Origin of the sequence: Methylobacterium aerolatum, from assembly GCF_022179085.1 — a bacterium.
Classification (GTDB): Bacteria; Pseudomonadota; Alphaproteobacteria; order Rhizobiales; family Beijerinckiaceae; genus Methylobacterium; species Methylobacterium aerolatum.
In genome coordinates, this window is record NZ_BPQE01000009.1 from 80968 (window position 1) to 107876 (window position 26909).

The window sequence follows — 26909 nt, forward strand, 5'->3', positions numbered from 1 at the left end:
GAGGAGCGCGCCGCGCCCCCTGCTCCGGCGGGCCCTCGCCCCGCCCGATGGACCCGGCCGCGCTCGTCCGGCGACTTGCCTCCGGCCCATCTGTCGCGCCCCGGCTGCATTCAGCCGAGAGTTGCGGCGCAGGACCGGGCAGTCAATTAACGCGGGAGTTTTCCCACGAATATCTCGCACAGGTTGCAGGAACCCGGCCATCGGGAGGCCCGGTCCCGCGCGGACCGAATTCGCCGAGAGCAGGCACCGGCGCGGCATGTGGAACACCGCTCGACCCGGGCCGCCGCGGACCGGAAATCCGGCTCGGAAGCCTGGCCGGACTGATCTTAAGGGCGATTTCCAATTATTCCGCCGGACTCTCGAAAGAGTCTCGACCGCCCCGTCCCACTTGAGTACTTTTCAACGGCGCGCGAGTCCGGTGCTCGGGTTGCGCCACCTCCGATCCGGCCGCATCACTCGCAAGAGAGACGCAGGGTCCCGTGGGGTCGAGCCCCCTCGACGAAACCGGGAGACGACGATGTCGCGTTCTTCAGTGAGGCCAGCCCTCGTGGTCGTCGCGATGGCCGGCGCGGTCTGGCCATCGGCCGGGCGGGCGCAGACGGGCGAGGCGGCTCCTTCCGAGGCGCCGACCTCGGCGGCGCCGAGCCCCGGCGTCTACGGCACCGACGCGTTCAAGGTCGATCCGCCCCGGGAGGTCCGGCTGCCGCGCATCGAGGTCCCGGATCCCGTGAACCGGGTCCGGCGCCCCGACAAGGCGGATCGCGGGAACCTCCTCGGCCAGTCGATCGAACTCTCCGACGAGCGGGACCGGCGCACCCTCGCGCAGGAGCAGAAGGCCTGGGGCCGCCTGTCCGGCACCATGTGCGTCGGCTGCGGCGGCGAGACCCGGAGCCGAGGCCGGGTCGCCACCGTCGATCCCATCGCCGTCCTGAACGCGAAGCCGGCCACGGCCCGCTTCGCTCCCATCCGTCAGGCGGCGGTCGCCCCCATCGACAGGACCGCCACCGCGAGCGTCCGCATTCCGCGCGCGGCGCCGGGCACCGCCACGGCGGCGACGGGTCCGGCGACGGCCGGTGGCGTCGCGGCAGGGTCCGTGGCGGCAGGATCCGTGGCGGCAGGCGCCGCCGTGGCGAGCGCCGGGGCGGCACGGGTCGTGGCCCAGAGACCCGTCGTGGAGAGGCCGTCGGATACGGGCCTCCTCGCATCGCGGCCCGTCAGGGCACGGCCTGTCGGGGAGGGACCCATCACCGTGGTGGCCTCCACCCAGCCCACCGGCCAGCCGGGCATCCGGTCCACGGTCGCGGCCGCGCCGAGGATCGTCCGGCGACGGTCGGCCCGGCCGAACCAGGGCCTGCGCGCGCGGCTCGCCTACCGGCGGGCCCATCGCTCACGGCTGACGACCTACATCGGCCGCGTTCGCTATGCCTATCTCCGGTGGCGCCACCAGCGGCCCGCGCATCGTCGTCCGCCCGTTCACCGGTAGGGCGATTCCCGCTCCCCGACGCGACCACGCCCGTCCCACCCGGATTCGCCGGAGCCCTCCGCGCGACTCGATGTCGCGGGCGAGAAAGGTTGCCGGTAGCGCCGATTTCAAACGATTCACTTCATAAGTCGGCTTATCCAACGTGCGGTTGACAAGAACGGATGGATCGGCCGCGATAAGACGCGTGAGATGCGTCAGGACCGGTCATTTTCGGCGGCTCGCCTCGCGTGTCGCCCTGACGAACGGTTACAGAACGCCGGAACCCGGACTCCGCCCATGCCCACCCGCACGCTCATGCGCCTCCAGGCGGATCCGTCCTCCGGCAAGGGCACGGCCTCGCGGTTCTTCTCCTCCCGCAACTTCCTCAAGATCATCGAGGATACGGGGGAGGTGGGCTTCTGGTCCGCCGACCTGCGCTCCGGCCATCTCGACGCGACGCCCGGCCTCTACCGGATCCTCGGCCTGGAGCCGGCGAGCGAGCTTCCGGCGGCCCTGTTGCTCGACATGATCCACCCGGAGGACCGGGCGGTGCACGGCGACCAGTTCGCGGTGCTCTCCGGCGGTCAGCCGATCCACCGCGAGTTCCGCATCATCCGTCCGGACCGGACCCAGCGCTGGATCCAGCACCGGGGCGAGGTGGCCCTCGGGCCGGACGGTAGGGCGAGCCACGGGATGGGGGTGGTGTTCGACGCGACCAGCCGCCACGAGGCGATGCAGTCCGTCCTGCAGCGCCATGACCGCCTCAACGCCCTCGTGACCGTCACCGCCGCCGCCTTCTGGACGACGACCGCCCTCGGCGAGTTGAGCGAGTGCTCCCAGTGGATGGCCCTGACCGGCCAGACCTTCGACCAGACCCGGGGCCTCGGCTGGCTCGATGCCGTGCACCGGGAGGACAAGGCCCGCACCCAGGCCGCCTGGATGACCGCCGTGCAGCACGCCTCGGCCTACAACACCGAGTACCGGATCCACTGCGCGGACGGGATCTACCGCTGGTTCAACTCGCGGGCGGCGCCGGTCCTCAACAAGGACGGCTCGGTGCGGGAATGGGTCGGCATCTGCCTCAACATCCCCGGCCAGAGCCGGTACGGCGGGCAGGGCTTGGTGGCCCTCGACGATCCGGCCGCCACCGACACGGCGGACCGCGCCCTCACCGCCGCGCAGGTGCGCGCCGCCCGGGGCATGACCGGCCTGTCCAAGGAGGAACTCGCCAAGCTCGCGGGCGTCTCGATCTCCACCGTCGTCAGGCTGGAGGACGCGCAGTCCGTCGTCCGCCCCCGGCACGACACGGTGATGGCCGTCCGCCGGGCCCTGGAACAGGTCGGCGTGATCTTCACCTTCGAGCCCGGCGTGAAGCCCGGCGTGCGCGAGGGGTAAGGGGATCCCCGGGACCGGGCGCGCGCGTTGACGGGGGTGCGGGTGGGGCGTAGCCCCGGCCCGCCTGCTTCCGCGGATGCCCCGACCATGACCGAGATTCCGGACGACCTCGCTGCCCGGCACGCGCGCTACCCCGATGCCGCGATCCGCGCGATCCTCGACCGCACCCGGCACATCGCCCTGGTCGGCGCCTCCGCCAACCCGGCCCGGCCGAGCTGGATCGTGCTGAAGTACCTCCTCGCCCGGGGCTACGCCGTCACCCCGGTCAATCCGGGTCTCGCCGGGCAGGACCTCCTCGGGCAGCGGGTGGTCGCGACGCTGGCCGAGGCCCAGGCCGCGCGGAAAGGCCAAGGGAGCAGCGAAGGGGGCGACCGAGGGGGCAGCGAAGGGCTCGACATGGTGGAGATCTTCCGCAACTCCGCCGCCGCCGGTCCCCTGGTGGACGAGGCGCTGGCGCTGGATCCCCTGCCCGCCACGATCTGGATGCAGCTCGGCGTGCGCGACGACGCGGCGGCGGCCCGCGCCGAGGCCAGGGGCGTGACGGTGGTGATGAACCGCTGCCCGAAGATCGAGTACGGCCGCCTCTCCGGCGAGATCGGCTGGACGGGCGTCAACTCCCGCATCCTCAGCGCCCGCAAGCCCGTGCTGGCCAAGGGCGGCGTGCAGAAGCTCACCATCGCCGACCGGCGCGGGCCGCGGTCCTGACCGGCACCGTCGCCGCGCCCCGACGCATCGCGGGCGCTCATGCGGTATTGAGATACCGTATTGCCGAACCCTCTCTCAGGACACGCCTTTTCGGCGCTGCGGATCGTCTTTTGTGGTTGACCCGGCGGTGCGGCGCGGCTATTGAGCCGCCATCGCCGCCGCGTGTCCGCACGCGGCGGCTTGCTTTTCCGGCACCTGACGGGATTAGGCTATGAAGACCACCTCGCTGAAGCCCGCCGAGGTCGACAAGAAGTGGATCGTGATCGACGCGGAAGGCCTCGTGGTCGGCCGCCTCGCCTCGATCGTGGCGATGCGCCTGCGCGGCAAGCACAAGGCCGCCTACACGCCCCACGTCGACTGCGGCGACAACGTGATCGTCATCAACGCGGAGAAGGTGAAGTTCACCGGCCGCAAGTACAATCAGAAGAGCTACTTCTACCACACCGGCTATCCGGGCGGCATCAAGGAGCGCACGGCCAAGTTCATCCTCGAGGGGCGCTTCCCGGAGCGCGTCGTGGAGAAGGCCGTGGAGCGGATGCTCCCCCGTGGTCCGCTCTTCCGCCAGATCCTCGGCAACCTGCGCGTCTACAAGGGCGCCGAGCATCCGCATGAGGCCCAGCAGCCGCAGACGTTCGACGTCGGCGCCCTCAACCGCAAGAACGTGAGCGCGTGATCATGGCGACCCTTCAGTCCCTCGCCGACCTGAACCGGGCCAACACCGGCTCGTTCGACTCCGCCGACGAGGCGCCCGTCCACGTCCAGAAGCTGGACGCTCAGGGCCGCGCCTACGCCACCGGCAAGCGCAAGGACGCGGTCGCCCGCGTCTGGATCAAGCCGGGCTCCGGCAAGGTCGTCATCAACAAGCGCCCGGTCGAGACCTACTTCGCCCGTCCGGTGCTGCGCATGATCCTGCGCCAGCCGCTGGAGATCGCCGGCCGCGTCGACCAGTACGACATCACCGTCACGGTGGCCGGCGGCGGGCTCTCCGGCCAGGCGGGCGCCGTGCGCCACGGCCTGTCCAAGGCCCTGACCTACTACGAGCCGGAGCTGCGCGGCCCGCTGAAGCGCGAAGGCTTCCTCACCCGCGACGCCCGCGTCGTCGAGCGCAAGAAGTACGGCCGCGCCAAGGCCCGCCGCAGCTTCCAGTTCTCGAAGCGCTAAGTTCGGGCTTCATGCTCGGAGAGAGAGGGCGGTGCCGGCAGGCGCCGCCCTTTTTCGTGTTCGCTTCCCCCTCTTCCCGCCTTCTGGGAGAGAGCCGCGACGACCGTCGTCGGCGCGGCGAGGCGGCAGCCGGGGGTGAGGGGGCAGGCCGGATGAGACTCGTTCTGCGAGCCCCCTCACCGTCGGCTGCCGCCTCGCTTCGCCCCCCTGCGAGGGGGGCTCAGCCCTCTCCCCGCAAGACGGGGAGAGGGGACGCGCCTGCGGGCCGGGGGCCGAGGTGCTCCAGGCACACCTTCCGCACGATCCGCTGGAGCGCGCCGATGCGCTCGGCGAGCCAGTCAAGCTCCTCGGCGGTGATCGTGTAGTGCCGTGAGTAGCGGGCCTTCACGTAGGCGTCGTGCAAGAGGTTGAACGGCTTGCGCAACCGGCGAGTATTGCGCGGCCATGCCTCCACCAGCCGCCGGTCGGCCCCCTCGGCCATCCGGCGCAATTCGCGCAGGGCGTGGAGTTGGGGGCTGTAGAGCGTCAGCACGAGCAGCGTGCAGTGATAATAGCCTTCGACGGCCTGATGCAGCGAAAAGGCCGCACTCTTCCGCCAGCCGAGGTCCTGACGGCCCTTCGGAATCTGTTCCTGGCCCGTGATGAAGAAACGGTCCGCTCCCGAAAACCACGTCTCGAAGTGGAGCCATGCCTCTTTGTGGCGCATCTCCGGCGTCAAGGCCCCCGGCGCGGCCAGGGGAAAGCCCGTCGCCTCGTAGAGCGTGATGCCGTCGCGAAAAATATCTACGAAGAACGGCCGCCCCCGGGCCATCTGGTCGTTCACGTCCTGATGGCTGTGGACGATGAGACTCACCGACGCCGTGTAGAACGACTTGAGCAGCGCGATCTGGATGAAACGGTCCCGCACCGGCTCCCATAGGTCGAGCTCATCGACCAGATCGTCGTGGTTCACGACGACCAGCAGGTCGTAATCGGAGAAGTAACCCGAGTCCCGGTCCTCGACCCAACTGCCGCGGGCGTGCGAGCCGTAGAGCACGACTCGGACGATACGGCCACGCTTCTTCTTGTCGGAAATCTTGCCCGTCTGGAAGGCTTCGAACTCGTCGAACAGAATTTGTACGGCCCGCGCGAGGTCGCGGCGCTTGCGATGGGGCAGATGGGCGAGGCGGTCTTCGAGGATCATCGGGGCGTCGGCACTCTCTCCGCTCGGTAGAGCATCGTGGCCGTCATGACGAGCGCCGTCGGTGCGCCGTCCCCGTCTACGAATGGCTCAGGCTCTCGCCGGCGTTGCGAGCGGGGCGAAGCAATCCAGGGCAGCGGGACGTTTCCCGAATGGAGCGGATCCCTGGATTGCTTTGCCGACACTGGCAATGATGAAGGAGAGGCGTTGCCGCTACGCTCCCTTTAGGCGTGCACGGCCTTGGCCAACTCGGCCTTCGACATCTTCGACCGGCCCGAGATGTCCTGCGCCTTGGCCTTCTTCATCAGCTCGGCCTTGGTCGGCGCCTTCTTGTCCGACGTCTTGCTCTCCTTGCGCGCCTTGGCCGACTTCTCGGCCGCCGCCTTCGGCTGCTTCGAGAACTGCTTGCCCTTCTTGGTGTCGGCGCGCTTCTTGGCGGTCGACTCGGCGTATTCCTTGTCCGTGAGCTTTTCGCGGGCCTTCTTCGGCAGGTAGCGCTCGCCGGTCTTGCCGCTCTCCTTGCCCGACTTGGTGCCCCACTCCTCGTCGGTCCACTGCTTCAGGTGGTTGTCCTTGGACTTCTTGCCCTCGTAGCCGCCACCTTCCTTCTTGTACTCGGTGCTGGCCATCTGGGCCTTACGGGCCGACCACTGACCGGGCTTGCCGCCCTTATCGGACTTGGTGACCTTCTCCTTCACCTTCTCCCAGAGCTTCGGATCGGTCTTCTTCGCGGTCCCGGCCATCGTCTCAACTCCTTCATGTGTCAGTGCGATTAGGCCGTCAAAGCAGGGCTCCCGCGCGTGTTCCCGCGACCGATCGGCCGCCTGTGGATGGCTGGGGCACGCGAGGGACGCCGCGTGGGGCGTTGACAGGAGCCGCGCCCTTCCCCCACCTGCCCGGCGACAGGCCGGACCCTCGATCCGGCATGCGGAGCGACCATGGCGAGCGCAGACGACACGGCACGGCCGAGCGTGTTCATCGACGGCGAGGCGGGCACCACCGGCCTCGGCATCCGCGAGCGCCTGGAGCGCGAGGGCCGCGTGCGCCTCGTGAGCATCGCCCCCGAGCACCGCAAGGACCCCGCCGCCAAGCGCGATCTCCTGGCGCAGGTGGACCTCGTGGTCCTGTGCCTGCCGGACGCGGCCGCCAAGGAGACCGTGGCACTCGCCGACGGCCTGACCGGCGGCGGCCCCAAGATCCTCGACGCCAGCACTGCCCACCGGATCGCGCCCGGCTGGACCTACGGCTTCCCGGAGATGGCGCCCGGCCAGGCCGAGGCGGTGGCGCAGGCGCGGCGCGTCGCCAACCCCGGCTGCTACCCCACCGGCGGGATCGCGCTGCTGCGCCCCCTCGTGGAGGGCGGGCTGGTTCCGGCCGACCACGCGATCAGCGTCAACGCGGTCAGCGGCTTCAGCGGCGGCGGCAAGGCGATGATCGAGGATTACGAGGCGGGCCGCGCCGCGCCCTTCCTGCTGTACGGCCTCGGCTTCGGCCACAAGCACCTGCCCGAATTGCAGAGCTACAGCGGCCTTGCCCGCCGCCCGATCTTCGTGCCCTCCGTCGGCAATTTCCGGCAGGGGATGCTGGTGAGCATCCCGCTCCACCTCGCGGACCTGCCGGGCCGCCCCAGAGCGACCGATCTGGAGGCCGCCCTGGTGGACTGGTACCGGGGCCAGCCCCTGGTGCAGGTGGTGGAGGGCGCGGGCACCGGCGCCCACCAGGAGAAGATCGAGCCCGAGGCGCTCAACGACACCGACCGGCTGGAACTGCGGGTCTTCGGCTCGGCCGAGCACGGGCAGGCGGTGCTGGTCGCCCGCCTCGACAACCTCGGCAAGGGCGCCTCCGGCGCGGCGGTGCAGAACCTATCGCTGATGCTGGGGTTGTAGGGGGTTTCCAAAGGACCGGATCCTTTTGGCGGGTGCAGGGCGGAGCCCTGCGTCATCCAGGGGCTTGGCCCCTGGCCCCCACCGAAGGACTCGTCCTTTGGGATCCTTGATTTTCCGATTGCATCCCGCCCGGCCCGGTCTATCTCGCTGCGGAGCGGGGCGGGACATCACGGGAGAGAACGATGCCGAAGGCGATCCGGGTCTACGAGTACGGCGGCCCCGAGGTGATGAAGCTGGAGGACGTCGCCCTGGCCGAGCCGGGCGCGGGCCAGATCCGGGTTCGCCAGGAGGCGATCGGCGTCAACTTCATCGACATCTACTTCCGCTCCGGCGCCTACAAGTCGCCGCACATGCCCTTCACCCCCGGCAAGGAGGGCGCGGGCACCGTGACCGCCGTCGGCGAGGGCGTGGCGCAGTTCAAGGTCGGCGACCGGGTGGCCTACGGCTCCGTGGCCGACGGCTGCTACGCCGAGGAGCCGGTGATCGCCGCCTCCGCCGCCGTCCCGATGCCCGAGGGCATCGACGCGCAGACCGCCGCCGCGATGATGCTCAAGGGCCTCACCGCCGAGTACCTCCTGCACCGCACCTACAAGGTGAAGCCCGGCGACACGATCCTGTGGCACGCGGCGGCCGGCGGCGTCGGCCTCATCGCCTGCCAGTGGGCGAAGCATCTCGGCGCCACGGTGATCGGCACCGCGGGCAGCGAGGAGAAGGCGGAGCTGGCGCGGCAGAACGGCTGCGACCACGTCATCCTCTACCGCACCGAGGACGTCGCCAAGCGCGTCCGCGAGCTGACGAACGGCAAGGGCGTGCCGGTGGTCTATGACGGCGTCGGACAGGCGACCCTGATGGGCTCGCTGGACAGCCTCGCCCCCACGGGCCTGCTCGCGAGCTTCGGCTCGGCCTCGGGACCGATCTCCGGGCTCGACCTCGGCCTGCTCGCGGCCAAGGGCTCGCTGTTCGTCACCCGGCCGACGCTGATGACCTTCTCGAGCCAGCGCCCGGTGCTGGAGGAGGCCGCCGCGAGCCTGTTCAACGCCGTGCGCTCCGGCGCGGTGAAGATCGCGGTCAATGCCGTGCGCCCGCTCTCCGAGGCCGTGGAGGTCCACCGCGACCTCGCCGGCCGCGAGACCACCGGCTCCACGGTGATGGTGCCGTAAGGCCGATCCGGTGACGCCGGGGCCCACCGACCTGCTCCTCGTCGTCGACGTGCAGGTCGATTTCCTCCCCGGCGGAGCCCTGCCCGTGCCGGACGGCGATGCCGTCGTCCGGCCGATCAACGGACTTCAAGGCCGGTTCCGCCACGTCGCGCTGACCCAGGACTGGCACCCGCCGGGGCACGTCTCCTTCGCCACGAGCCATCCCGGCCGAGCGCCCTTCGAAACGGCGAGGCTCGCCCACGGTGATCAGGCCCTCTGGCCGGACCATTGTGTGCAGGGCACTCCGGGGGCGGCCTTCGCCCCGGCGTTGGAGACCCATCGCGCGGCCCTCGTCATCCGCAAGGGCCTGCAACCTGGCATCGACAGCTACTCCGCCTTCCTCGAAGGCGACCGGACGACCCGCACCGGCTTGGCCGGGGCGTTGCGGGAGCGCGGCATTCGCCGGGTCGTCCTCTGCGGCCTCGCGACGGATTTCTGCGTCCTCTGGAGCGCCCTCGATGCCCGGGAGGCCGGGTTCGAGGTGCTCGTGGTGGAGGATGCGGTGGCGGGCATCGACATCCCCTCGTCGGCCGGCGGCTCCGTGGCGGCGGCCTGGGCGCGAATGGAGGCTGCCGGGATCGGGCGGCTCAAGACGGCCGACCTCGCCTAAGAGGCCAACCGCCGCAGGGCCGGGACCGGCGCGATGCCCCGGCGTTGCCCCGGTTCACAGGAGGCGACATGTCCGACAAGCACCCGAAGACCACGACACCGACCGACGCCGATCTCAAGGGCAATCCCGGAATCGGCACCTCGAAGGGCATGGCCGGGGCGGACCCGGAGGACTTGGAGGCCGATTCCACCTTCGAGGGCGATGTCGAGAACGAGACCACGCCGGAGGGCGGCGTCGATCCGAACCACCGGCCTCGCAAGAACAAGTAGGAGCCGGGTCGGGGGAGGCGGGCCTCCCCCGCACCTACAACCCGAGCCCGAGCTGGGCCGGCTCCCCGGCCTCGTCCGCCGCGAAGCCGGAGAGCGCGATGCCGATCAGCCGGGCCGTCCGCCGCAGCGGCAGCAGGCCCCGCAGCAGGTCGAGCCCGATCCGCTCCAGGCTCTCCCGGTCGGCCACCGGGGCGGGCAGGGACCGGGCGCGGGTGACGAGGGTGAAATCCGAGAATTTCAGCTTTAAAGTCACCGTGCGCCCGCGCATGGATTTCGCCTCGGCGCTGCGCCAGACCTTCTCGATCATCGGCGCGAGGCGTTCGGCCAGCACGTCGTAGGCGGCGGTGTCGTCGGAGAAGGTGGTCTCTGCGCCGATCGACTTGCGGATCCGGTGCGCCCGCACCGGCCTCCCGTCGATGCCCCGTGCGACGGCGTGGTAGTAGCTCGCCGCCGAGCCGAAGGTGGCCGTGAGCCGGTCGAGGTCCCAGGCCCGGAGATCCGCGCCGGTGTGGATGCCGAGGCGCTTCATCTTCGCCTCGGTGACGGGACCGACGCCGTGGAAGCGCCCGATGGGCAGGGCGGCCACGAAGTCCGGCCCCATGGCGGGCGTGATGACGAAGAGCGCGTTCGGCTTGCGGTGGTCCGAGGCGACCTTGGCCAGGAACTTGTTGTAGGACACCCCCGCCGAGGCCACGAGGCCGGTACTTTCCAGGATCTCCGCGCGGATCGCCTTCGCCACCGCCGTCGCGGTCGGCAGTCCCAACAAATTCTCCGTGACGTCGAGATAGGCCTCGTCCAGGGCCACCGGCTCGATGATCTCGGTGTGCCGGGCGAAGATCGCGCGGATCTGCTCCGAGACCGCCCGGTACGCCTCGAAGCGCGGCTTCACGAAGACGAGGTCGGGGCAGAGCCGCCGGGCGGTGGCCGCCGGCATGGCCGAGCGCACGCCGAAGGGCCGGGCCTCGTAGCTCGCCGCCATGACGACACCCCGCTCCCGCGACCCGCCCACCGCCAGGGGCTTGCCGCGCAAGGCGGGGTCGTCGCGCTGCTCCACGGAGGCGTAGAACGCATCCATGTCGATGTGGATGATCTTCCGGAGGGCATCCTCCGCTTGCATCGCCTCGGCCCTGGATGTTCCCGCTTCGTTCAATGCCAAGGGGAAGGGATACGGGTCAAGCCGAGGTGCGCGATTGGCCGTCGCCACACGGTCCAATCCCCAGCCGGTTCAGGGTTTCACGCATAGGGTGCATGGAGGATGATTGTCTGTGAATGGAGCCGCCCTCCACGCGGCCACAAGGCCGGGCGCCGATTGAGAGCCCTTTGCCGGCATGCGAATCAGGCTGCGTGATCGTGCGGACACGCCAGGGTGTGCACAGGCCCCGTGCCCGGTCAGCCGCCGGGCGCCTGCGGGCGACGGCCTCGCTCGGTCACCGAAGGAGCACGATGATGATGTGGTTCGTTCCACGCATCCGCGTGTGTGTGCTATTCCGCCGAGTGCGGGGGACCAGCTGGCACCTGGTCCTCCGCGTCTCGCTCGGCTGATTCAGTCACACGGGCCGGGCGGTCGAAAGGCCGCCCGGCCACTCCCGGAAGATCGCGCCATCGCTCCTGTCGGTCAAGAGCGCCGGCTCCGGTCGGCGTCGGACCGGAACGGCCAGTCGATCAGCCCGCCCGCCCAGAGGGCGGCCCAGACGAAGACCGGCTGAAACGCGAGCCGGGGCCCGTGGTACCACCACGAGTCCGGAATGCCGTCGATGTGGATGTGGTCGAAGGCGTGCTTCAGGTTCGCTGGGTAGACGCAGACCGCGTAGAGGGCGAGGCCGACCGCCGCCGCCCTCCGGGTCGCCGGGATCAGCAGCCCGAGCGCCCCGGCGAGCTCGCACAGGCCCGTCGCCTGGATGACGAGGCGCGGCTCGGGCACCCAGTCGGGCATGAGCGGCAGCATCGCGTCCGTGGCCACGAGATGGACCACGCCGATGAAGGCGTAGACCGCTGCCAGGAGCCAGCGCAGGGCGGCCCGGCCCCGTCCGTCTCGCATATGATGGTCGTTCACGCGACCTCCTCGGGCGGGACGCCGCAGGCTCTCGCCACCGCCCCGCGCACGGCCTCGCGCAGGGCCGGGAAGGCGGGATGGCCGGCGCTGTCGTAGGCGGTCTCCCCCACGGCCGTCACGGGGGCGAGGAGACGGAGCGAGTTGGTCACGAACACCGCCTGCGCGCCGCGCAGGTCCTCCGGCGTCAGGGAGCGCTCCTCGACGGTGAGGCCGCAGGCCGGGGCGAGAGCCAGGAGTTGCCCCCGGGTGATGCCGGGGAGGACACCGTCGGTCAGCGGCGGGGTGAGGAGCGTAAGGGGCCCCTCTCCGTCATGGCGGGTGGAGCGAAGCAATCCAGCAGCGCCATCGTCGGAGTCGTCCCGCTGTCCCGGGTCGCTTCGCTGCGCTCGCGATGGCGGGGGCATCACGCAGAACACGTTCCCCGTCCCCGCGCAGGCCACCGCGCCCCGCGTGTTGCAAAACAGCGCCTCGTCGAACCCGGCCCGCGCCGCCTCGCCCGCCGCGAGGACGGCGTCGAGGTAGCCGAGCGTCTTGATCCGCGCGGCCGGGGAGGTGTCGTTGCGGGCGATGGCGGTGGGCCGGAGCCGCAGGGGGGCGAAGGCGATGGCCCGCCCGGTCGGGGCGGCGGTGACGAAGAGGGTCGCGCGCGGCAGGTCCGGCGGCTTCAGGCCCCGGGGCCCCGCGCCGCGGGTGAGCGTGGTGCGGATCGCCAGCCGCGGCCCGCGCTCGGCGATCTCTCGCATCGCGCTGCGGACCGTGTCCGGGTCGGCGGGGATGCCGAGGCCGTCGGCCGAGGCGACGAGGCGGTCGACATGGTCCGCCTCGAAGGCGATCCGCCCGCCGATGGAGAGGGCGGTGTCGAACAGCCCGTCGCCCAGCGTCAGGCCCCGGTCGACATGGTCGAAGGGCGCCGTGGTGCCTTCCTGCACCCGGCCGTCACGCCACAGCATCGCGCGCTCCCTGCCGCCACGCGCGGGTCAGATCGAGGAAGTTGGCGAACACGGCGTGGCCGTTCTCGGTCAGCACCGATTCGGGGTGGAACTGCACGCCGTAGGTGGGGTGCCGCCGGTGGGAGAGGGCCATGACCTCGCCCTCGTCGGAGACGGCATCGACGGTGAGATGGTCCGCCATGCCGGGCTGGGGCGTCACCACCAGGGAATGGTAGCGCGCCACCGGCATCGGCGCGGGCAGGCCGGCGAAGAGGCGCTCGCCGTCGTGGGCGATGGGCGTCGCCTGCCCGTGCAGGGGCCGCCGCGCCCGCTCGACCTTGCCGCCGAAGGCCGCGCCGATGGCTTGGTGCCCGAGGCAGACGCCGAGGATCGGCAGGCTCCCCGACAGCTCGCGGATCGCGGGCAGGGACACCCCCGCCTCGGCGGGCGAGCAGGGGCCGGGGGAGATCACCAGCGCGTCGGGCGCAATCGCCCGGATGCCGCCGACGTCCAGCGCGTCGTTGCGCACGACGCGGACGGCCTCGCCCAGCTCCTCGAAGTAGCGGACCACGTTGAAGACGAAGGAATCGTAGTTGTCGAGGACGAGGATCATGCGGCCCCCCCGTCCTTGCGAGCGTCGCGAGGCGATCCGGGACACCACGAGGTCTCGCCGCGTCCCTCGACCCTGGATCGCTTCCCTGCGCTCGCGATGACGGCGTGAGAGAGGATCATCGGAACGCCTCGAACACCCGCTCGGCCTTGGCCAGCGTCTCGTCGTATTCCGGCCCCGGCTCGGAGAGCAGGGTGACGCCGCCGCCCGCCTGGAGCACGGCTCTCCGGTCGTCCATGAACACGGTGCGGATGGCGATGGAGGTATCGAGGTCGCCGTCGAAGCCGATCCGGCCGATGGCGCCGCAATAGATTTCCCGGGCGTCGCCCTCGATCTCGCTGATGATGTCCATGGCGCGGATCTTCGGCGCACCGGTGATCGAGCCGCCGGGGAAGGTGCGCTCCAGGAGGTCGAGCCCGTCGAGCCCTTCCCGCAGGGTGCCCGTCACCACCGAGACGAGGTGATGGACGCCCGCATAGGTCTCCAGCCCGCACAGCACCGGCACGGCGACGCTGCCGGGCTCGCAGACCCGCGACAGGTCGTTGCGCAGGAGATCGACGATCATCACGTTCTCCGCCCGGTCCTTGGACGACGCTGCGAGGCCCTCGGCCGCCGCCCGGTCCTCCGCCGGGTCGGGCAGCCGCTTGGCGGTGCCCTTGATCGGCCGGGTCTCGACGTGGCGCCCGTCGAGCCGCACGAACCGCTCCGGCGAGGAGGAGGCCACCGTCAGCCCGTCGAACTCTTGGTAGGCACCGAAGGTGGCGGGGTTGGTCCCGCGCAGGCGCCGGTAAAGGGCGAAGGGGTCGAACCCCTCCGGCAGGCCGGCCTCGAATCGCTGGGCGATGTTCGCTTGGTAGATGTCACCCGCGCGGATGTAATTCTTGACCGTTTCGACAGCCTTTTCATAATCTTGGCGTGAGAAGTTCGACCGCCATGTGAGGTCGCCGCAGGCCGGGGCGGGATCCGCCGGAGGCGCGTCGCGCATGAGGTCCGCGAACTGCGCCAGCCGGGCCTGCGCCCGCGCCTCGCGGGCCGCCGGCGCTGTTTCGGGGAAGCCGGTGGAGATGAGCCTCGCCGTGCCGGCCGCGTGGTCGAGGACCAGCACCGTGTCGTAGACATTAAGGGCGATGTCGTCGGTCAGCCCGGCCCGGCGGGCGGGGGGCGTCACCCGCTCCAGGGCACCGCCGCACTCGTAGGCGATGTAGCCGATGGCCCCGCCAGGGAAGGGGTGGGCCGGGTCGGCGGCGAGGCGATAGGGCGCGAGGCAGGCGCGCAGGGCCTCGAAGGGCCCGCCGGGGACAGGACGCCCGTCGAGGGTCGCTTGGCCGTCGCGGAAGCGGAACCGGGCGAAGGGGTCGGCGGCGACGAGCGACAGGCGGCCCAGCGCGTCGTGGCGCATGGCGCTGTCGAGGAGGGCGAGCCCCGGCAGGACACGCAGCCGCGCGGCGGCGGCGATCGCGTCGAGGGGGGGCAGGTCGCGGAACCACATGAACCGAGCTCAAGCCTTGGTGTCGCGGCGGCAAGCGGGTGCCCTCGCACAGGCGATGCCGCGGGGGAAGGGCAGGCCGCCGTGCGGGTCGAAAACAGGCAGGCTCGCACTGGCGGCCCGAACCGGCTATATCGGTGCCAATCCCGAAGACTGCCAGCGTCCTCGACGCGCCACCGCGGCGCGGGCGCCGCCGCATCCGATGCCGACCTCATGACCCAGACCGCCTCGCCCGAAGCCCAGAGCGCGCTCACCGGCACGCCCGCCGGCGCCCCGAAGATCTCCTTCGTCTCCCTCGGCTGCCCCAAGGCGCTGGTGGATTCCGAGCGGATCCTGACGCACCTGCGCGCCGAAGGCTACGAACTCGCCCGCAAGCACGACGGGGCGGACCTCGTCATCGTGAACACCTGCGGCTTCCTCGATTCCGCCAAGGCCGAATCGCTCGCCGCCATCGGCGAGGCCATGGCCGAGAACGGCCGCGTCATCGTCACCGGATGCATGGGCGCGCAGCCGGAGGAGATCCGCGAGAAGTATCCGGACCTCCTCGCCGTCACCGGCCCGCAGGCCTACGAATCGGTGGTGGCGGCGGTGCACGAGGCGGCGCCCCCGGCCCACGACCCCTTCGTGGACCTCGTGCCGCCCCAGGGCATCAAGCTGACGCCCCGGCACTACGCCTACCTGAAGATCGCCGAGGGCTGCCACAACCGGTGCAGCTTCTGCATCATCCCGTCGCTCCGCGGCGACCTCGTGAGCCGCCCGGCGGCCGACGTGCTGCGCGAGGCCGAGAAGCTGGTGAAGGCCGGGGTGAAGGAACTCCTCGTCGTTTCGCAGGACACGAGCGCCTACGGCCTCGACATCCGCTACGCCGAGAGCCCCTGGCGGGACCGGCAGGTCCGGGCCCGCTTCGCCGACCTCGCGGGGGAACTCGGCGACCTCGGGGCCTGGGTGCGGCTCCACTACGTCTATCCCTACCCGCACGTGGACGAGGTCATCCCGCTCATGGCCGAGGGGAAGGTTCTCCCCTATCTCGACATGCCGCTCCAGCACGCGAGCCCCACGGTGCTCAAGCGGATGCGCCGCCCCGGCAACCAGGAGAAGCAGCTCGATCGCATCAGGTCCTGGCGCGCCGCCTGCCCGGATCTCGCCATCCGCTCGACCTTCATCGTCGGCTTCCCCGGGGAGACCGAGGCGGAGTTCGAGGAACTGCTGGAGTGGCTGAAGGAGGCCAAGCTCGACCGGGTCGGCTGCTTCGAGTTCGAGCCCGTGGCGGGTGCCACCGCCAATGCGCTCAGCGGGCCGGTGCCGCCGGAGGTGAAGGCCGAGCGCAAGCGCCGCCTGATGGAGACGCAGAACGCCATCTCGCTCCGCCTGCAGAAGGCCAAGGTCGGCAAGCGCATGCCGGTGATCGTCGATGCGGTGGAGGGCAACATCGCCAAGGGCCGCTCCAAGGCCGACGCCCCGGAGATCGACGGCACCGTCCACGCCAGCTTCCGCCGCCCGGTGCGGGTGGGGGAGATCGTCTCGGTGAAGATCGACCGGGCCGAGGCGTACGACCTGTACGGCAGCGTGACCTGAGGCGGACGCCCGGGTTAGAATGCGGTGACGCGGCTCGGATTCGATCGATGACGGATGCGCTGACACAGCTTCTGGAAGCCGCCCGGCGGGCCCAGCCCTCGCCCCAGCATCGCGAGGCGCAGCGCCGGAGCTTCGCCTACGGCAACACGCATTTCGAGAACGGGCTCATCACGCGCGAGATGGTGGACCGTCAGGCCGACAAGCTCGCGAAGGAACAGGGTGAGCACGGGCGAGGGTGAGCGGCGCGACAGTCGCGCCCTCGAACCCGACCTCATCCGGGATCCGCAGGCGAGGGCGGAAGCCGAAGCCCTCAACGGCCTTCGCCAGTACGATGCCGGTATCGCGGCCATTCAGGATGCGCTTGAGCGGGAGGGGCCGTTCAGGCTGGGGCCCTCGCTGATCCTCAGCCTCCACCGGGAAGCGCTGCGCGGAATCAGCCTCTACGCCGGCAACTTCCGGCCCGGTGATGTGGAAATCAACGGCAGTCGGCACGTCCCGCCCGGCGCGCATCTCGTTCCCGAACACGTGGAAGACCTCTGCGACTACGTGAACGAACGATGGGAGCGGGCGACTCCACTGCATCTCGCCGCCTACGTGATGTGGCGGCTCAACTGGATTCATCCCTTCGCGGATGGCAACGGGCGCACGTCCCGCATCGCATCGTATGTGGTGCTGTCGATCGCAGCGAAGATTCTGCTGCCCGGCATGCCCACCATCCCCGATCAGATCGTCGACAACCGGAAGCCCTATTTCGACGCCCTCGATGCCGCCGACGCCGCATGGAGGGAAGGCCGACTCGACATTGCGAAGATGGAAGACCTGCTTGGCGGGATGCTGGAACGCCAGCTCTCCGGCTTCCGGGCGCGGAACACCGACTGACGCGCCACAGGAAATGACCCGCATTTGCAGCCATGCTCGCCGGTCCTATGAGGGGGAGCCCCGCACCGGCCCCGGATCCATGCGCCCCTCAGTTTTCCCTCTCCGCCCGCAGGCCCGCCCGTGACCGGCGCGCTGCTCCTCGCCCTGCTGCCGATCGCCCTGCTGATCGGGCTCGGCGCCGCGCTGCGGCGGGCGGGGTTCCTGGCCGAGAGCTTCTGGCCGCAGGCGGAACGGCTCGGCTACTACGTGCTGCTGCCGAGCCTGTTCGTGGACGGGCTCGCCACCGCCCGCCTCGACGGAGTGCCGGTCCTCGGGCTGGCCGTCGTGCTCGTCGCCTCGACGGTGGCCGTGGCCCTGCTGTTGCTGGCGCTCCGGCCGCGCCTCGCGCTCGACGGGGCGGCCTTCACCTCGGTGTTCCAGGGCGGGATCCGCTTCAACAACTACGTTGGGGTCTCGGCGGCGGTGGGCCTGTTCGGAGCCCAGGGCCTCGCCCTGGCGGCGGTGGCGAACGCGGCCATCGTGCCCACCGTCAACATCCTCTGCGTCCTCGTCTTCGCCCGGTTCGGCTCCGCCGGGCGGCTCGCGCCCGTGGCCGTCGCCCGCCAGCTGGTCCTCAATCCCCTCGTCATGGCGAGCGTCGTCGGCATCGTCCTCCAGGGCACGGGCCTGCCCCTGCCGGTCGGGATCGAGCCGGTGCTCAAGGCGCTGGGCCAAGCCTCCCTGCCGCTCGGCCTGCTCTGCGTCGGCGCAGCCCTCGATTTCGGGACGGCGCGAACCTGGATCAGGCCCCTCGCCGTCAGCTCGGCCGTCAAGTTCGGGCTGATGCCCCTCGCGACGGTGCTGGCCTGCCTCGCCCTGGGCCTGCGGGGCCCCGCCGCAGCCACGGCCCTGCTGTTCCAGGCGCTGCCGACCGCCTCGTCCTCCTACATCATGGCCCGCCAACTCGGCGGCGATGCCCCGCTCATGGCGGGCATCATCGCCCTCCAGACGGTCCTGGCGGGCGCGGCCCTGCCGCTGGTTCTGCTGCTTCTCGACGGGATCGCGGCGTGAGGCGGGCTCAGCCCTTCTCCGTCCGCTTCACCGCGGCCCAGGCCGCCTCCATCGCGGCGAGGTCCGAGCGGCCGAGGTCGCCGCCTTGCGCGCGCAGCGCCTCCGCCATGGAGCGGAAGCGGCGCTCGAACTTCAGGGTGCCGTCGCGGAGCGCCGCCTCGGGGTCGATGCCGGCATGGCGGGCGAGGTTGGCGATGGAGAACAGGAGGTCGCCGATCTCCTCGGCGAGGGGTTCCTTCTCCCCCCGTTCCAGGGCCTCGGCGACCTCGTCGGTCTCCTCGCGGACCTTGTCGATCACCTGGGCGGCGTCGTCCCAGTCGAACCCGTAGGCGGCCGCCCGGCGGGAGACCTTCTCCGCCCGGGTCAGCGCCGGAAGGGCCAGGGCGACACCGCCGAGCGGATCGGGCCCGGGAACGGGCTTGTCCGTCCCCCGACCTGGCCCCTTGGCCGTTTCCTTGCCCGCCCTCTCCTTGGCAGCGCGCTCCTCGGCCTTGATCGCCGCCCACTGCGCCTCGACCTGCGCCGGGTCGCGGCGGGGCGAGCCCTCGGGCAGCAGGGAGCCGTCGGCGGCGAAGACGTGCGGATGGCGGCGGATTAGCTTGGCGACGATGGCGCGGGCCACGTCGTCGAAGGCGAAGGCGCCCTCCTCCTCGGCCATGCGGGCGTGGAACACCACCTGCAGCAGCAGGTCGCCCAGTTCGTCGCGCAGGTCGTCGGAGTCGCCCCGCGCCACGGCGTCGGCGACCTCGTAGGCCTCCTCGATCGTGTAGGGGGCGATGGTGGCGTAGGTCTGGGCCACGTCCCAGGCGCAGCCGCGCACGGGATCGCGCAGGTCCGCCATCAGACGCAGGAGCGTCCGGATCGGACTGTCCGAAGGGGATGTCACGCGGGCCTATCCGTTTCCGTGTGGTGAAGGCTCGCCTGTAGACCATTGTCCGACGGAGCGGATACCGGTTCGGCTTGAAAAAATAGTCCGGAAACAACGAACTAGGGCATTTCCCGCGATTCGGGGTGTTACGGGAAACGCCCTGTCAGGCCCCGCGCCCGGGGAACACCGGCATCGCATCCCGCTCACGCACCCGCTCGTCCTGGAAGTCGGCGAGGTAGGTGGTGATTCGGTGGCCGAGCGCCCGGTCGGCGCACTGGACCCAGAGCGGGGCGGGGAGGGCCTTGGCGGGCAGGCGCAGGAGGAAGAGCTCCGCGACGCGGGCGGCCTCGCGCTCGCTCGACGCCGCGAGGAGGCGTGCGCCCTCCGGCGTGCCGATCAGGATCGCGACGGTGGCGCTGGGCTCGCTCATGTTCCCTCAACGGCGAAGGGGGGCGATCCGTTGCGCCGGATCGCGCCGCCGCGGCCATTTGGACCTCGGCGCCCTCCGTCGGATCCGCGCCGGGCGGGCCGCCGCCGCAGGGCCGGGGCGGCCGAGCGCGGGTCACCCGGGCCCGACGGGGGTCAGCCAGCCGCTGCGCGTCGTCCGCGAGAGGCCGTGCTCGGTCTTGTTCCACCGGTAGGGCGCCCGCACGAACTCCACCAGCGCGCACCCGGCGGCGGCGCCGAGGAACAGGCAGTAGAACGGGAGCAGGACGAAGAACGGCAGGAGATCGAACCACCGCCGCCTCCAGCAGCCCTGGACCATCGGCCCCACGAGGCAGACGAGGCCCACGAGGAAGACGGTCACCGCCAGCCCCGTCGCGACGTTTTCCAATAGGGAGGGCGAAGCCTCGATCCCGCCCCGGAGGAAGACCCAGGCCGTCGCGAGGAAGCAGACCGGATAGGCGAGGGCGGACAGGACCGCGCCCGGCACCAGCGCCACCGCGCAGAGGCTGCGCAACGGGCCGAGGCGGGAGAGGGTCGCGAGGGGGCGGCGGCCGTGGTCGAGGCTGATCTGGAGGAAGCCCTTCATCCAGCGGCAGCGCTGCCGCAGCCACGACCGGGCGCCGAGGGGCGCCTCCTCGAAGGTCGCGCTCGGCAGATCGCCCATCCGGTAGCCCGCCAGCGCCAGCCGGAGGCCGAGTTCGGCATCCTCGGTGACCGACCACGCGTTCCAGCCCCCGAGGCGGCGCAGCACCTCGGTGCGCAGGTGCATGGAGGTCCCCCCGAGGGGGATCGGCATTCCCAGCGCCGCGAGGGCCGGGTTCACCACGTCGAACAGGCCGGCGTATTCGAGGGCGAAGAGGCGGGGGAGCCAGCCCTCGTGGTTGTCGATCACGAGGCGCCCCTGGAGGCAGGCCGTCGCGGAGGGCGCCCGGGCGAAGACGGACGCCGCCCGGCGCAGCTGGTCGGGCTCGGGGACGTCCTCCGCGTCGTAGACCACGAGGAGATCGCCGCGGGCCAGGGGGAGGGCGGCGTTGAGGGCGCGGGGCTTCGTGCGCGGGTCTCCCGGCGGCACGGTGACGACCTCGAACCGGGCGGGCAGGGGGATCGCCGCCAGCGCGGCGGCGGTCTCGGCGTCGTCGGCCTCGATCAGCAGCTTGATGTCGAGCTTGGCCACCGGATAGTCGAGGGCCGCCAGCGCCGGCAGGAGGCGCCTCAGGACGGCCGCCTCACGGTGCAGGGCGACGAGCACCGTGTAGACCGGCAGGGCGGCGTCCGGGAGCGGGGGCGCCTCCACCTCCGGCGGCGGGATGACGAGGGCGCCCAGGCGAAACACCATCGCGGCGAGGCACAGGACCTGCGCGGCCACCACGCTGGGCAGGATCGCCGTCTCGGGCAGCGCCGCGACCACGGCGAGGGCGGCGGAGAGGGCGACGGCGAGGGCGAGCAGGCGGTGGCTGGCGGGCCGCCGGGCGAAGGCCCGTTCCGGAGCGGGGCCGTCCCGCTCCCCGGCCGCGTGCGCGGCGACGTGGGCGGGCATCGTCCCGTAGACCGCGAGGCGCAGGCGGGTCGGGGTGGTGATCGCCCAACCGGCGAGGGCGGCGGGCCCGTGTGCGGCCTCCTCGTCGAGGAGGTCGCCGATGTCGCGGCCCCGCGGAGCGAGGACCACCGCGGCGCCGTGGCCGGGGGCCAGCGACGCCACCCCGTCCCGCAGGCACTCGGGATAGGCCGAGGCCGGGTCGAGGGGGATCGCACCGTCGAGGAAGGGCAGGCCGAGGCGGGTGGCGAGGGCTCGGTAGTAGGTGTCCTCGTCCGTCAGGCCGGCCCGCAGGAGGGCGCTCGCCGCGTCGGTCCCCGAGCGCCGCGCCAGCACGATCGCCTGGGCGAGACGCCGGAGCGGGACGCCGTGCTCCGTGAGGAAGGCGATATCGGGGAAGAATCGCGAGGCGAAACGGGAGCCCGTCACCGGGGATGACACCGAAGGTTCCGCTCCCGCAGGACGCGCGAGCCGTGCTAGGGGAGGGCGGTGATCGCGCCGCCGCCTGCCCGCTCCGGACGGAGCATCCTCCGCCCATTCCGGTCAAGATCGGCCGCCGGATGGCCTGTGGGCGCCGCCGGGCGGACCCTCGCGGGCCTCGGCCTCCTGCTCGCCGTCGCCCTCCCCCCCGCCGCCGCCGCGACGGGACAGGCCCCCGCCGACACTCCCGCCGTCGCGGTGCCGGATTTCTGGAATCCGCGCAGCCGGGGCGAGCGGATCGAGGCGCCCCAGACCGGCCGGGCGGTCCGCTTCCTGACCGACGACGAGTTCCCGCCCCTGCACTTCGCCGGCCCGGACGGCACGCCCACGGGCTTCGTGGTGGAGCTCGCGCGGGCGGTCTGCGAGAAGCTCGCCATCCCCTGCACCGTGCAGGCGCGCCGCTTCGACACCCTCCTCGATTCCCTCGAGGCGAAGCAGGGCGACGTGGTCGCCGCCGCCATCCCGCTCACCGCCGCCCTGCGCCAGAAATTCCTGGCGACGCGGCCGTATTTCCGCTGGCCCGCCCGGTTCGCGGCCCGGGCCGACCGGGGCCTGCCGGTCCCCTCCGCCGCCGCGCTCGCGGGGCGGAGCGTCGGCGTCATCGCGGGCAGCGCGCATGCCGCCTACCTCGGCACGTTCTTCCCCAAGGCGGTGCTCCGGGATTTCGCCGACCTCGCCGCCGCCGAGGGCGCCCTCAAGCGCGGCGACATCGACTACCTCTTCGCCGACGGGCTGAACCTCGCCCTGTACGTGGGCGGTCAGGAGGCGGAGAATTGCTGCGCCCTGATCGGCGGCGACTACCTCGAGAACCGCTATTTCGGCGAGGGCATCGGCCTCGTCACCCGCCAGGAGGACGCGGCCCTGGCCCGCGCCCTCGACGACGCCCTGCAGCGGGTGTGGGACGACGGGAAGTACACCGAGCTGTACCTGCGCTTCTTCCCCGTCAGCCCGTTCTGACCGGGCCCGCCCGGCCATGATCCGCTTCGATCTCGTCGATCTCGGCCTGTTCCGCCACGTGGTGGAGGCGGGCTCGATCACCCACGGGGCGGAGCGGGCGCACCTGGCGCTGGCCGCCGCCTCGGCCCGGATCCGGGGCATGGAGGAGAGCCTGGGCGCGCCGCTCCTGACCCGGACCCGCCACGGCGTGAGCCCGACCCCCGCCGGGCGGGCGCTGCTCGCCCACGCCCGCAGCGTGATCACGGGGACCGAGCGCCTGCGGGAGGAGATGGCGGCCTATTCCGGCGGCGCGGCGGGGCAGATCCGGGTGGTGGCCAACACCCACGCGCTGATCGAATTCCTGCCCGGCCCCCTGGCGGACTTCCTCGCCTCGCATCCGGGCATCGCCGTCGAGATCGAGGAACGCACGTCGGACGAGATCGTCGGGCTGGTGGCGGAGGGGGCGGCGGATTTCGGCATCCTCTCGGGCACGGTGGATACGGGGGCGCTGGCGACCATCCCGTTCCGCGAGGACCGTTTCGCCCTCGTGGCCGCCCGGGGCGATCCCCTGGCGGGGCGGGGCGCGGTGGCCTTCGCCGACGTACTGGAGCGGGAACTCGTGGGCCTCGACCGCCGCAGCGCCATCAGCCGCTTCCTCGTGGAGAAGGCCGCCCGCCTGGGACGGCCGATGCGCCTGCGGGCGCAGCTGCGCGGCTTCGAGGCCGTGTGCCGCCTCGTGGAGGCGCGCGTCGGGCTGGCGATCCTGCCCGAGAGCACGGCGCTCCGGGCCGCCCGGACCCTCGGGATCACGGTCGTCCCCCTCTCCGACCCCTGGGCACGCCGGGACCTGACCCTGTGTCTGCGCGACCTCTCCGCGCTCCCCCCCTTCGTGCGCGACTTCATCGACGTGCTGCGGCGGTAGGATAGGGTGTCCGGAGGGCTGGGCCCTCTGGCGGGTGCAGGGCGGCGCCCCGCGTCGTCCCAGGGGCTTTACCCCTGGACCCCACCGAAGGGCTTGCCCTTTGGGATCCCCTGGCTAGCCTCGTGGAGAGACAGGGGATCCACGATGACCATCACCACCGTCGAGGCCGCCGGGCGGCGCCGGGGCGCGGAGCTTCTGGTGGAGGTGCTGCGCTCGGAGGGGGTGCGCTACATCTTCGGCAATCCCGGCACCACCGAGTTGCCCCTCATCGACGCGCTGACCGAGGCGCACGATGTGAGCTACGTGCTGGCCCTGCAGGAGGCGACCGCCGTGGCGATGGCCGACGGCTATGCGCAGGGGGCGCGGCGCTCGGCCTTCCTCAACCTGCACACCGCCGGGGGGCTGGGCCACGGCATGGGCAGCCTCGTGAACTCGCAGGTCTCGGGCACGCCGCTGGTCGTCACCGCCGGGCAGCAGGACCTGCGCCACGCGCTCACCGACCCGCTGCTGATGGGCGACCTCGTGGCCATCGCCGACCCGGTGATGAAGTGGGCGCGCGAGGTGACGAGCCCGGACCAGATCCCGATCCTGCTCCGCCGGGCCTTCCACGATTGCGCCGCCGCGCCCTCCGGCCCCGTCTTCCTGTCGCTCCCCATGGACGTGATGGACGCGCTGACCGACGTGCCGGCCGGCGAGACCTCCACCATCGACCAGCGGGCGGTCGCGGGCTCCCTCGACCTCCTGGCCCAAAAACTCGCCGCCGTGGCGCCGGGGCGGCTCGCGATCATCGCCGGGGACGAGATCGACTCGTCGGACGCCTCCGCGCAGGCCGTGGCGCTGGCCGACCTGCTCTCCGCCCCGGTCTACGGCTCCTCCTGGCCGGCGCACATCCCCTTCCCGACGAGCCACCCGCTCTGGGCGGGCAACCTGCCGACGCGGGCCGATTCCATCGCCGCGATCCTCGGCCGCTACGAGGCCGTTTTCGCGCTCGGGGGCAAGTCGCTCATCACCGTGCTCTATTCCGAGGGCTCGGCGGTGCCGCCGGGCACGGCCGTGTTCCAGCTCTCGGCGGACGTGCGCGACCTCGGCCGGACCTACGCCACCGCCCTCTCCACGGTGGGCGACATCCGCGCTTCCCTCGATGCCCTGCTGCCGCTGCTGGCGCCCCGCCTCACCGACAAGGCCCACGACTTCGCCAAGCTCCGGGAGGTGGCGGTGGCCGAGCAGGCCGAGCGCCGCCGCAAGCTCCACGCCGCCGCCGATGCGGCCTTCGAGGATCCGGTGATCGACCCCCTCGTCGCCGCCCGCGAGGTCGCCAAGGCGGTGGGGGCGCAGACCCCGATCATCGACGAGGCGCCCGCCACGCTCACGCGCCTGCGCACCTTCCTCGACAGCTCCTCGCCCCACCAATACGCGGCGATGCGCGGCGGCGTGCTCGGCTGGGGGATGCCCGCCGCGGTGGGGTTCTCGCTGGGGATCGACCGGGAACCGGTGGTCTGCGTGGTGGGCGACGGCGCGGCGCTCTACTCGCCGCAGGCCCTCTGGACCGCCGCCCACGAGAAGCTGCCTGTCACCTTCGTGGTGATCAACAACGCCGAGTACAACATCCTGAAGAACTACATGAAGGGCCAGTCGCACTACGCCTCGGCCCGCGCCAACCGCTTCATCGCCATGGACCTCACCGACCCGCGCATCGATTTCCTGGCGCTCGCCGCCTCGATGGGCGTCCCCGCCCGGAGGGTCACGAAGGCCGCCGATATCGCCCCGGCGATCGAGGCGGGGATCGCCTCCGGCGGGGCGAATCTGGTGGAGGTGGTGGTGAAGGCGGGGTGAGGCGACGTTTTCCCCGTTGCTGCGAGAGCAGGGACGGCGGTGAGTGGCGGGCCCCTACTCCCCCAACCCCGGCACCGGCACGCCGAAGGCCTGCGCCAGCAGCACGAGGTTCAGCGCCAACACCACGCCGGCCCCGGCGAAGGCGGCGGCCTTGGTCCACGGCCCGTTGGCGAAGGCGCCCATGAGGCTGCGGCGGCCCGTGAACACCACGAGGCCGATCATCGGCACCGGCAGGGCCAGCGACAGCACCACCTGGCTCAGCACCAGCGCGCGGGTCGGGTCCACGCCGATCGCCACCACGGCGAAGGCGGGCGCCATGGTCACGAGGCGGCGGACGAGGAGGGGGATGCGCCACCCCGTAAAACCCTGCATCACCATCTGCCCGGCGAGCGTCCCCACCACCGAGGAGGACAGGCCCGAGGCGATCAGGGAGACGAGGAAGGCCGCCCCCGCCGCCGGGCCGAGCAGCGGCGTCAGGGTCTTGTAGGCCTCCTGGATCTCGGCCACCTCGCTGTGGCCGAGGTGGAAGGCGGAGGCCGCCATGATCACCATCGCCATGTTGACGAGGCCGGCAAGCGCCAGGGCGACGATCACCTCCCGATCCGAGAAGCGCACGAGGAGCCGCCGGTCGGCCTCGTTGCGCGGAGCGCCCCGCCCTTGGGTCAGGCCGGAATGCAGGAACAGGGCGTGGGGCATCACCGTCGCGCCGATGATGCCCACCGCGATGGTCAGCGCCTCGGCATCGGGGATTTTTGGGGTGACGAGCCCCTTGGCCGCCTCGCCCCAGGCGACGGGGGCGATCGCCAGTTCCACCGCGTAGCAGAGGCCGATCGTGCCGACCATCGCGCCCACCGCGATCTCCAGCGGGCGGAAGCCCCGGTTCTCCAGAAGCAGGATCGCGTAGGTGACGACCGCCGTCACCGCCATCCCCGCCATCAGCGGCATCCCGACGAGGAGGGACAGGCCGATGGCGCCGCCCAGGAACTCCGCGAGGTCGGTGGCCATGGCGGCGACCTCGCTGACGCCCCAGGCGGCGAGCCGCCAGCGGCGGGGCAGCGCATCGCGAAAATGCTCGGCGAGGTTCCTGCCCGTCACGATCCCGAGGCGGGCGGAGAGGGCCTGGAACAGCATCGCCGTGAGGTTGGCCGCCAGCACCACCCAGAGCAGGGTATAGCCGTAGCGGGCGCCGGCCTGGATGTTCGTCGCGAAGTTGCCGGGGTCCATGTAGGCGATGGAGGCGGTGACCGCCGGCCCCACGAACAGCAGGAACCGGGTCCGCCCGTTCGCGCGCCCGTCGAGCACGGCGCGGATCCCGTCCTCCGTCGTGCGACTGAGGCCTCCGGACTCGCGGACTTCCGCCGGGACCACCTCTCCTGACGCCATCCCACCCCGTCCCTCGAATATAGCTCCTGCTATATAGAAAAGCCGAGGCTCGTGGCA

Annotated in this window: 27 protein-coding genes; 16 read left to right on the plus strand and 11 right to left on the minus strand. The window is 71.7% G+C overall.

What is annotated here, in order from left to right; all coding sequences use genetic code 11:
* Positions 1-517 precede the first annotated feature (517 nt).
* The 5 genes from MFF06_RS06470 (at position 518) to rpsI (ending at position 4723) form a co-directional block, all read left to right on the plus strand.
* Positions 518-1483 (plus strand): hypothetical protein, encoded by a 966-nt coding sequence (locus tag MFF06_RS06470; RefSeq protein WP_238202206.1) that lies wholly within the window; start codon positions 518-520, stop codon positions 1481-1483.
* A 276-nt stretch (positions 1484-1759) separates the two neighbouring features.
* The gene (locus MFF06_RS06475) at positions 1760-2857 is read left to right on the plus strand and encodes a PAS domain-containing protein (protein WP_238202207.1); all 1098 of its coding nucleotides are present in this window, start codon (positions 1760-1762) and stop codon (positions 2855-2857) included.
* 87 nt (positions 2858-2944) lie between these two features.
* Positions 2945-3562 (plus strand): CoA-binding protein, encoded by a 618-nt coding sequence (locus MFF06_RS06480; protein WP_238202208.1) that lies wholly within the window; start codon positions 2945-2947, stop codon positions 3560-3562.
* Positions 3563-3773: 211 nt separating this feature from the next.
* On the plus strand, positions 3774-4235 hold the full coding sequence (gene rplM, locus MFF06_RS06485) for a 50S ribosomal protein L13 (protein WP_238202209.1): 462 nt from the start codon (positions 3774-3776) through the stop codon (positions 4233-4235).
* Positions 4236-4237: 2 nt separating this feature from the next.
* Positions 4238-4723, plus strand: coding sequence for a 30S ribosomal protein S9 (rpsI, locus tag MFF06_RS06490; RefSeq protein ID WP_238202211.1), 486 nt, complete (start codon positions 4238-4240; stop codon positions 4721-4723).
* A 220-nt stretch (positions 4724-4943) separates the two neighbouring features.
* Here the strand turns inward: rpsI and MFF06_RS06495 are convergent, their stop codons facing one another.
* Positions 4944-5906 (minus strand): nucleotidyltransferase and HEPN domain-containing protein, encoded by a 963-nt coding sequence (locus tag MFF06_RS06495; RefSeq protein WP_238202213.1) that lies wholly within the window; start codon positions 5904-5906, stop codon positions 4944-4946.
* A gap of 221 nt (positions 5907-6127) precedes the next feature.
* A complete protein-coding gene (locus MFF06_RS06500; RefSeq protein ID WP_238202215.1) occupies positions 6128-6646 on the minus strand; it encodes a hypothetical protein in 519 nt (172 codons plus the stop codon).
* Between the two features lie 195 nt (positions 6647-6841).
* Here MFF06_RS06500 and argC point away from each other — a divergent pair, with 195 nt between their 5' ends.
* From argC to MFF06_RS06520, 4 genes are all read left to right on the plus strand, one after another.
* Positions 6842-7789, plus strand: a complete 948-nt coding sequence (gene argC, locus MFF06_RS06505) for an N-acetyl-gamma-glutamyl-phosphate reductase (RefSeq protein ID WP_238202217.1) — start codon at positions 6842-6844, stop codon at positions 7787-7789.
* A 182-nt stretch (positions 7790-7971) separates the two neighbouring features.
* The gene (locus tag MFF06_RS06510) at positions 7972-8949 is read left to right on the plus strand and encodes a quinone oxidoreductase family protein (protein ID WP_238202218.1); all 978 of its coding nucleotides are present in this window, start codon (positions 7972-7974) and stop codon (positions 8947-8949) included.
* A 10-nt stretch (positions 8950-8959) separates the two neighbouring features.
* Positions 8960-9598: a nicotinamidase gene (locus MFF06_RS06515; RefSeq protein ID WP_238202219.1), complete on the plus strand. Its 639-nt coding sequence runs from the start codon at positions 8960-8962 to the stop codon at positions 9596-9598.
* 68 nt (positions 9599-9666) lie between these two features.
* A complete protein-coding gene (locus tag MFF06_RS06520; protein ID WP_238202220.1) occupies positions 9667-9867 on the plus strand; it encodes a hypothetical protein in 201 nt (66 codons plus the stop codon).
* A 34-nt stretch (positions 9868-9901) separates the two neighbouring features.
* Here MFF06_RS06520 and dinB read toward each other — a convergent pair whose 3' ends face one another.
* From dinB to pabB, 5 genes are all read right to left on the minus strand, one after another.
* Positions 9902-10984 (minus strand): DNA polymerase IV, encoded by a 1083-nt coding sequence (gene dinB / locus MFF06_RS06525; RefSeq protein WP_238202221.1) that lies wholly within the window; start codon positions 10982-10984, stop codon positions 9902-9904.
* Between the two features lie 498 nt (positions 10985-11482).
* Positions 11483-11905 (minus strand): DoxX family protein, encoded by a 423-nt coding sequence (locus MFF06_RS06530; RefSeq protein WP_238202327.1) that lies wholly within the window; start codon positions 11903-11905, stop codon positions 11483-11485.
* A gap of 11 nt (positions 11906-11916) precedes the next feature.
* Positions 11917-12870, minus strand: a complete 954-nt coding sequence (locus tag MFF06_RS06535) for an aminotransferase class IV (protein ID WP_238202222.1) — start codon at positions 12868-12870, stop codon at positions 11917-11919.
* On the minus strand, positions 12857-13462 hold the full coding sequence (locus tag MFF06_RS06540) for an anthranilate synthase component II (protein ID WP_238202223.1): 606 nt from the start codon (positions 13460-13462) through the stop codon (positions 12857-12859). The genes MFF06_RS06535 and MFF06_RS06540 overlap by 14 nt, the downstream gene beginning before the upstream one ends.
* Before the next feature lie 115 nt (positions 13463-13577).
* Positions 13578-14948 carry an aminodeoxychorismate synthase component I gene (gene pabB / locus MFF06_RS06545; RefSeq protein ID WP_238202225.1) on the minus strand — a complete coding sequence of 457 codons (1371 nt, stop codon included), beginning with the start codon at positions 14946-14948 and terminating at the stop codon, positions 13578-13580.
* Positions 14949-15158: 210 nt separating this feature from the next.
* Between pabB and rimO the strand changes: the two genes are divergently transcribed.
* The 4 genes from rimO (at position 15159) to MFF06_RS06565 (ending at position 18449) form a co-directional block, all read left to right on the plus strand.
* Entirely contained in the window at positions 15159-16520 is a 1362-nt protein-coding gene (rimO, locus tag MFF06_RS06550; RefSeq protein WP_238202227.1) for a 30S ribosomal protein S12 methylthiotransferase RimO, read from the plus strand.
* Between the two features lie 47 nt (positions 16521-16567).
* Positions 16568-16759: a hypothetical protein gene (locus MFF06_RS06555; RefSeq protein ID WP_238202229.1), complete on the plus strand. Its 192-nt coding sequence runs from the start codon at positions 16568-16570 to the stop codon at positions 16757-16759.
* Positions 16740-17399, plus strand: coding sequence for a Fic family protein (locus MFF06_RS06560; RefSeq protein WP_238202231.1), 660 nt, complete (start codon positions 16740-16742; stop codon positions 17397-17399). Before MFF06_RS06555 ends, MFF06_RS06560 begins: the two co-directional genes overlap by 20 nt.
* 120 nt (positions 17400-17519) lie before the next feature.
* Positions 17520-18449 (plus strand): AEC family transporter, encoded by a 930-nt coding sequence (locus MFF06_RS06565; RefSeq protein WP_238202233.1) that lies wholly within the window; start codon positions 17520-17522, stop codon positions 18447-18449.
* A 7-nt stretch (positions 18450-18456) separates the two neighbouring features.
* Here MFF06_RS06565 and mazG read toward each other — a convergent pair whose 3' ends face one another.
* The 3 genes from mazG to MFF06_RS06580 all read right to left on the minus strand — a co-directional run bounded on the left by mazG (position 18457) and on the right by MFF06_RS06580 (position 21727).
* Complete coding sequence (mazG, locus tag MFF06_RS06570) at positions 18457-19335, minus strand: nucleoside triphosphate pyrophosphohydrolase (RefSeq protein ID WP_283207249.1); 879 nt, start codon at positions 19333-19335, stop codon at positions 18457-18459.
* Positions 19336-19480: 145 nt separating this feature from the next.
* The gene (locus MFF06_RS06575) at positions 19481-19747 is read right to left on the minus strand and encodes a hypothetical protein (protein WP_238202235.1); all 267 of its coding nucleotides are present in this window, start codon (positions 19745-19747) and stop codon (positions 19481-19483) included.
* Between the two features lie 132 nt (positions 19748-19879).
* Entirely contained in the window at positions 19880-21727 is a 1848-nt protein-coding gene (locus tag MFF06_RS06580) for a glycosyltransferase family 2 protein (RefSeq protein ID WP_238202237.1), read from the minus strand.
* 177 nt (positions 21728-21904) lie between these two features.
* Here MFF06_RS06580 and MFF06_RS06585 point away from each other — a divergent pair, with 177 nt between their 5' ends.
* The 3 genes from MFF06_RS06585 (at position 21905) to MFF06_RS06595 (ending at position 25469) form a co-directional block, all read left to right on the plus strand.
* A complete protein-coding gene (locus MFF06_RS06585; protein ID WP_238202331.1) occupies positions 21905-22735 on the plus strand; it encodes a transporter substrate-binding domain-containing protein in 831 nt (276 codons plus the stop codon).
* 16 nt (positions 22736-22751) lie between these two features.
* Positions 22752-23636 carry a LysR substrate-binding domain-containing protein gene (locus MFF06_RS06590; RefSeq protein ID WP_238202239.1) on the plus strand — a complete coding sequence of 295 codons (885 nt, stop codon included), beginning with the start codon at positions 22752-22754 and terminating at the stop codon, positions 23634-23636.
* Positions 23637-23780: 144 nt separating this feature from the next.
* Positions 23781-25469, plus strand: a complete 1689-nt coding sequence (locus MFF06_RS06595) for a thiamine pyrophosphate-binding protein (protein ID WP_238202242.1) — start codon at positions 23781-23783, stop codon at positions 25467-25469.
* A gap of 54 nt (positions 25470-25523) precedes the next feature.
* On the opposite strand, the gene MFF06_RS06600 is transcribed toward MFF06_RS06595, so the two are convergent.
* A complete protein-coding gene (locus MFF06_RS06600; RefSeq protein ID WP_238202244.1) occupies positions 25524-26852 on the minus strand; it encodes an Nramp family divalent metal transporter in 1329 nt (442 codons plus the stop codon).
* Positions 26853-26909 lie beyond the last annotated feature (57 nt).

Excerpts from the sequence above, each read along its gene's own strand:
- dinB (WP_238202221.1), bottom strand. The coding sequence starts at position 10,984 with ATGCAAGCGGAGGATGCCCTCCGGAAGATCATCCACATCGACATGGAT.
- MFF06_RS06500 (WP_238202215.1), bottom strand. The coding sequence starts at position 6,646 with ATGGCCGGGACCGCGAAGAAGACCGATCCGAAGCTCTGGGAGAAGGTG.
- rplM (WP_238202209.1), top strand. The coding sequence starts at position 3,774 with ATGAAGACCACCTCGCTGAAGCCCGCCGAGGTCGACAAGAAGTGGATC.
- MFF06_RS06540 (WP_238202223.1), bottom strand. The coding sequence starts at position 13,462 with ATGATCCTCGTCCTCGACAACTACGATTCCTTCGTCTTCAACGTGGTC.
- rimO (WP_238202227.1), top strand. The coding sequence starts at position 15,159 with ATGACCCAGACCGCCTCGCCCGAAGCCCAGAGCGCGCTCACCGGCACG.
- MFF06_RS06475 (WP_238202207.1), top strand. The coding sequence starts at position 1,760 with ATGCCCACCCGCACGCTCATGCGCCTCCAGGCGGATCCGTCCTCCGGC.
- MFF06_RS06575 (WP_238202235.1), bottom strand. The coding sequence starts at position 19,747 with ATGAGCGAGCCCAGCGCCACCGTCGCGATCCTGATCGGCACGCCGGAG.
- MFF06_RS06535 (WP_238202222.1), bottom strand. The coding sequence starts at position 12,870 with ATGCTGTGGCGTGACGGCCGGGTGCAGGAAGGCACCACGGCGCCCTTC.
- MFF06_RS06595 (WP_238202242.1), top strand. The coding sequence starts at position 23,781 with ATGACCATCACCACCGTCGAGGCCGCCGGGCGGCGCCGGGGCGCGGAG.
- MFF06_RS06555 (WP_238202229.1), top strand. The coding sequence starts at position 16,568 with ATGACGGATGCGCTGACACAGCTTCTGGAAGCCGCCCGGCGGGCCCAG.
- MFF06_RS06495 (WP_238202213.1), bottom strand. The coding sequence starts at position 5,906 with ATGATCCTCGAAGACCGCCTCGCCCATCTGCCCCATCGCAAGCGCCGC.
- rpsI (WP_238202211.1), top strand. The coding sequence starts at position 4,238 with ATGGCGACCCTTCAGTCCCTCGCCGACCTGAACCGGGCCAACACCGGC.
- pabB (WP_238202225.1), bottom strand. The coding sequence starts at position 14,948 with ATGTGGTTCCGCGACCTGCCCCCCCTCGACGCGATCGCCGCCGCCGCG.
- MFF06_RS06480 (WP_238202208.1), top strand. The coding sequence starts at position 2,945 with ATGACCGAGATTCCGGACGACCTCGCTGCCCGGCACGCGCGCTACCCC.
- argC (WP_238202217.1), top strand. The coding sequence starts at position 6,842 with ATGGCGAGCGCAGACGACACGGCACGGCCGAGCGTGTTCATCGACGGC.
- MFF06_RS06510 (WP_238202218.1), top strand. The coding sequence starts at position 7,972 with ATGCCGAAGGCGATCCGGGTCTACGAGTACGGCGGCCCCGAGGTGATG.
- MFF06_RS06600 (WP_238202244.1), bottom strand. The coding sequence starts at position 26,852 with ATGGCGTCAGGAGAGGTGGTCCCGGCGGAAGTCCGCGAGTCCGGAGGC.
- MFF06_RS06470 (WP_238202206.1), top strand. The coding sequence starts at position 518 with ATGTCGCGTTCTTCAGTGAGGCCAGCCCTCGTGGTCGTCGCGATGGCC.
- MFF06_RS06590 (WP_238202239.1), top strand. The coding sequence starts at position 22,752 with ATGATCCGCTTCGATCTCGTCGATCTCGGCCTGTTCCGCCACGTGGTG.
- MFF06_RS06530 (WP_238202327.1), bottom strand. The coding sequence starts at position 11,905 with ATGCGAGACGGACGGGGCCGGGCCGCCCTGCGCTGGCTCCTGGCAGCG.
- MFF06_RS06520 (WP_238202220.1), top strand. The coding sequence starts at position 9,667 with ATGTCCGACAAGCACCCGAAGACCACGACACCGACCGACGCCGATCTC.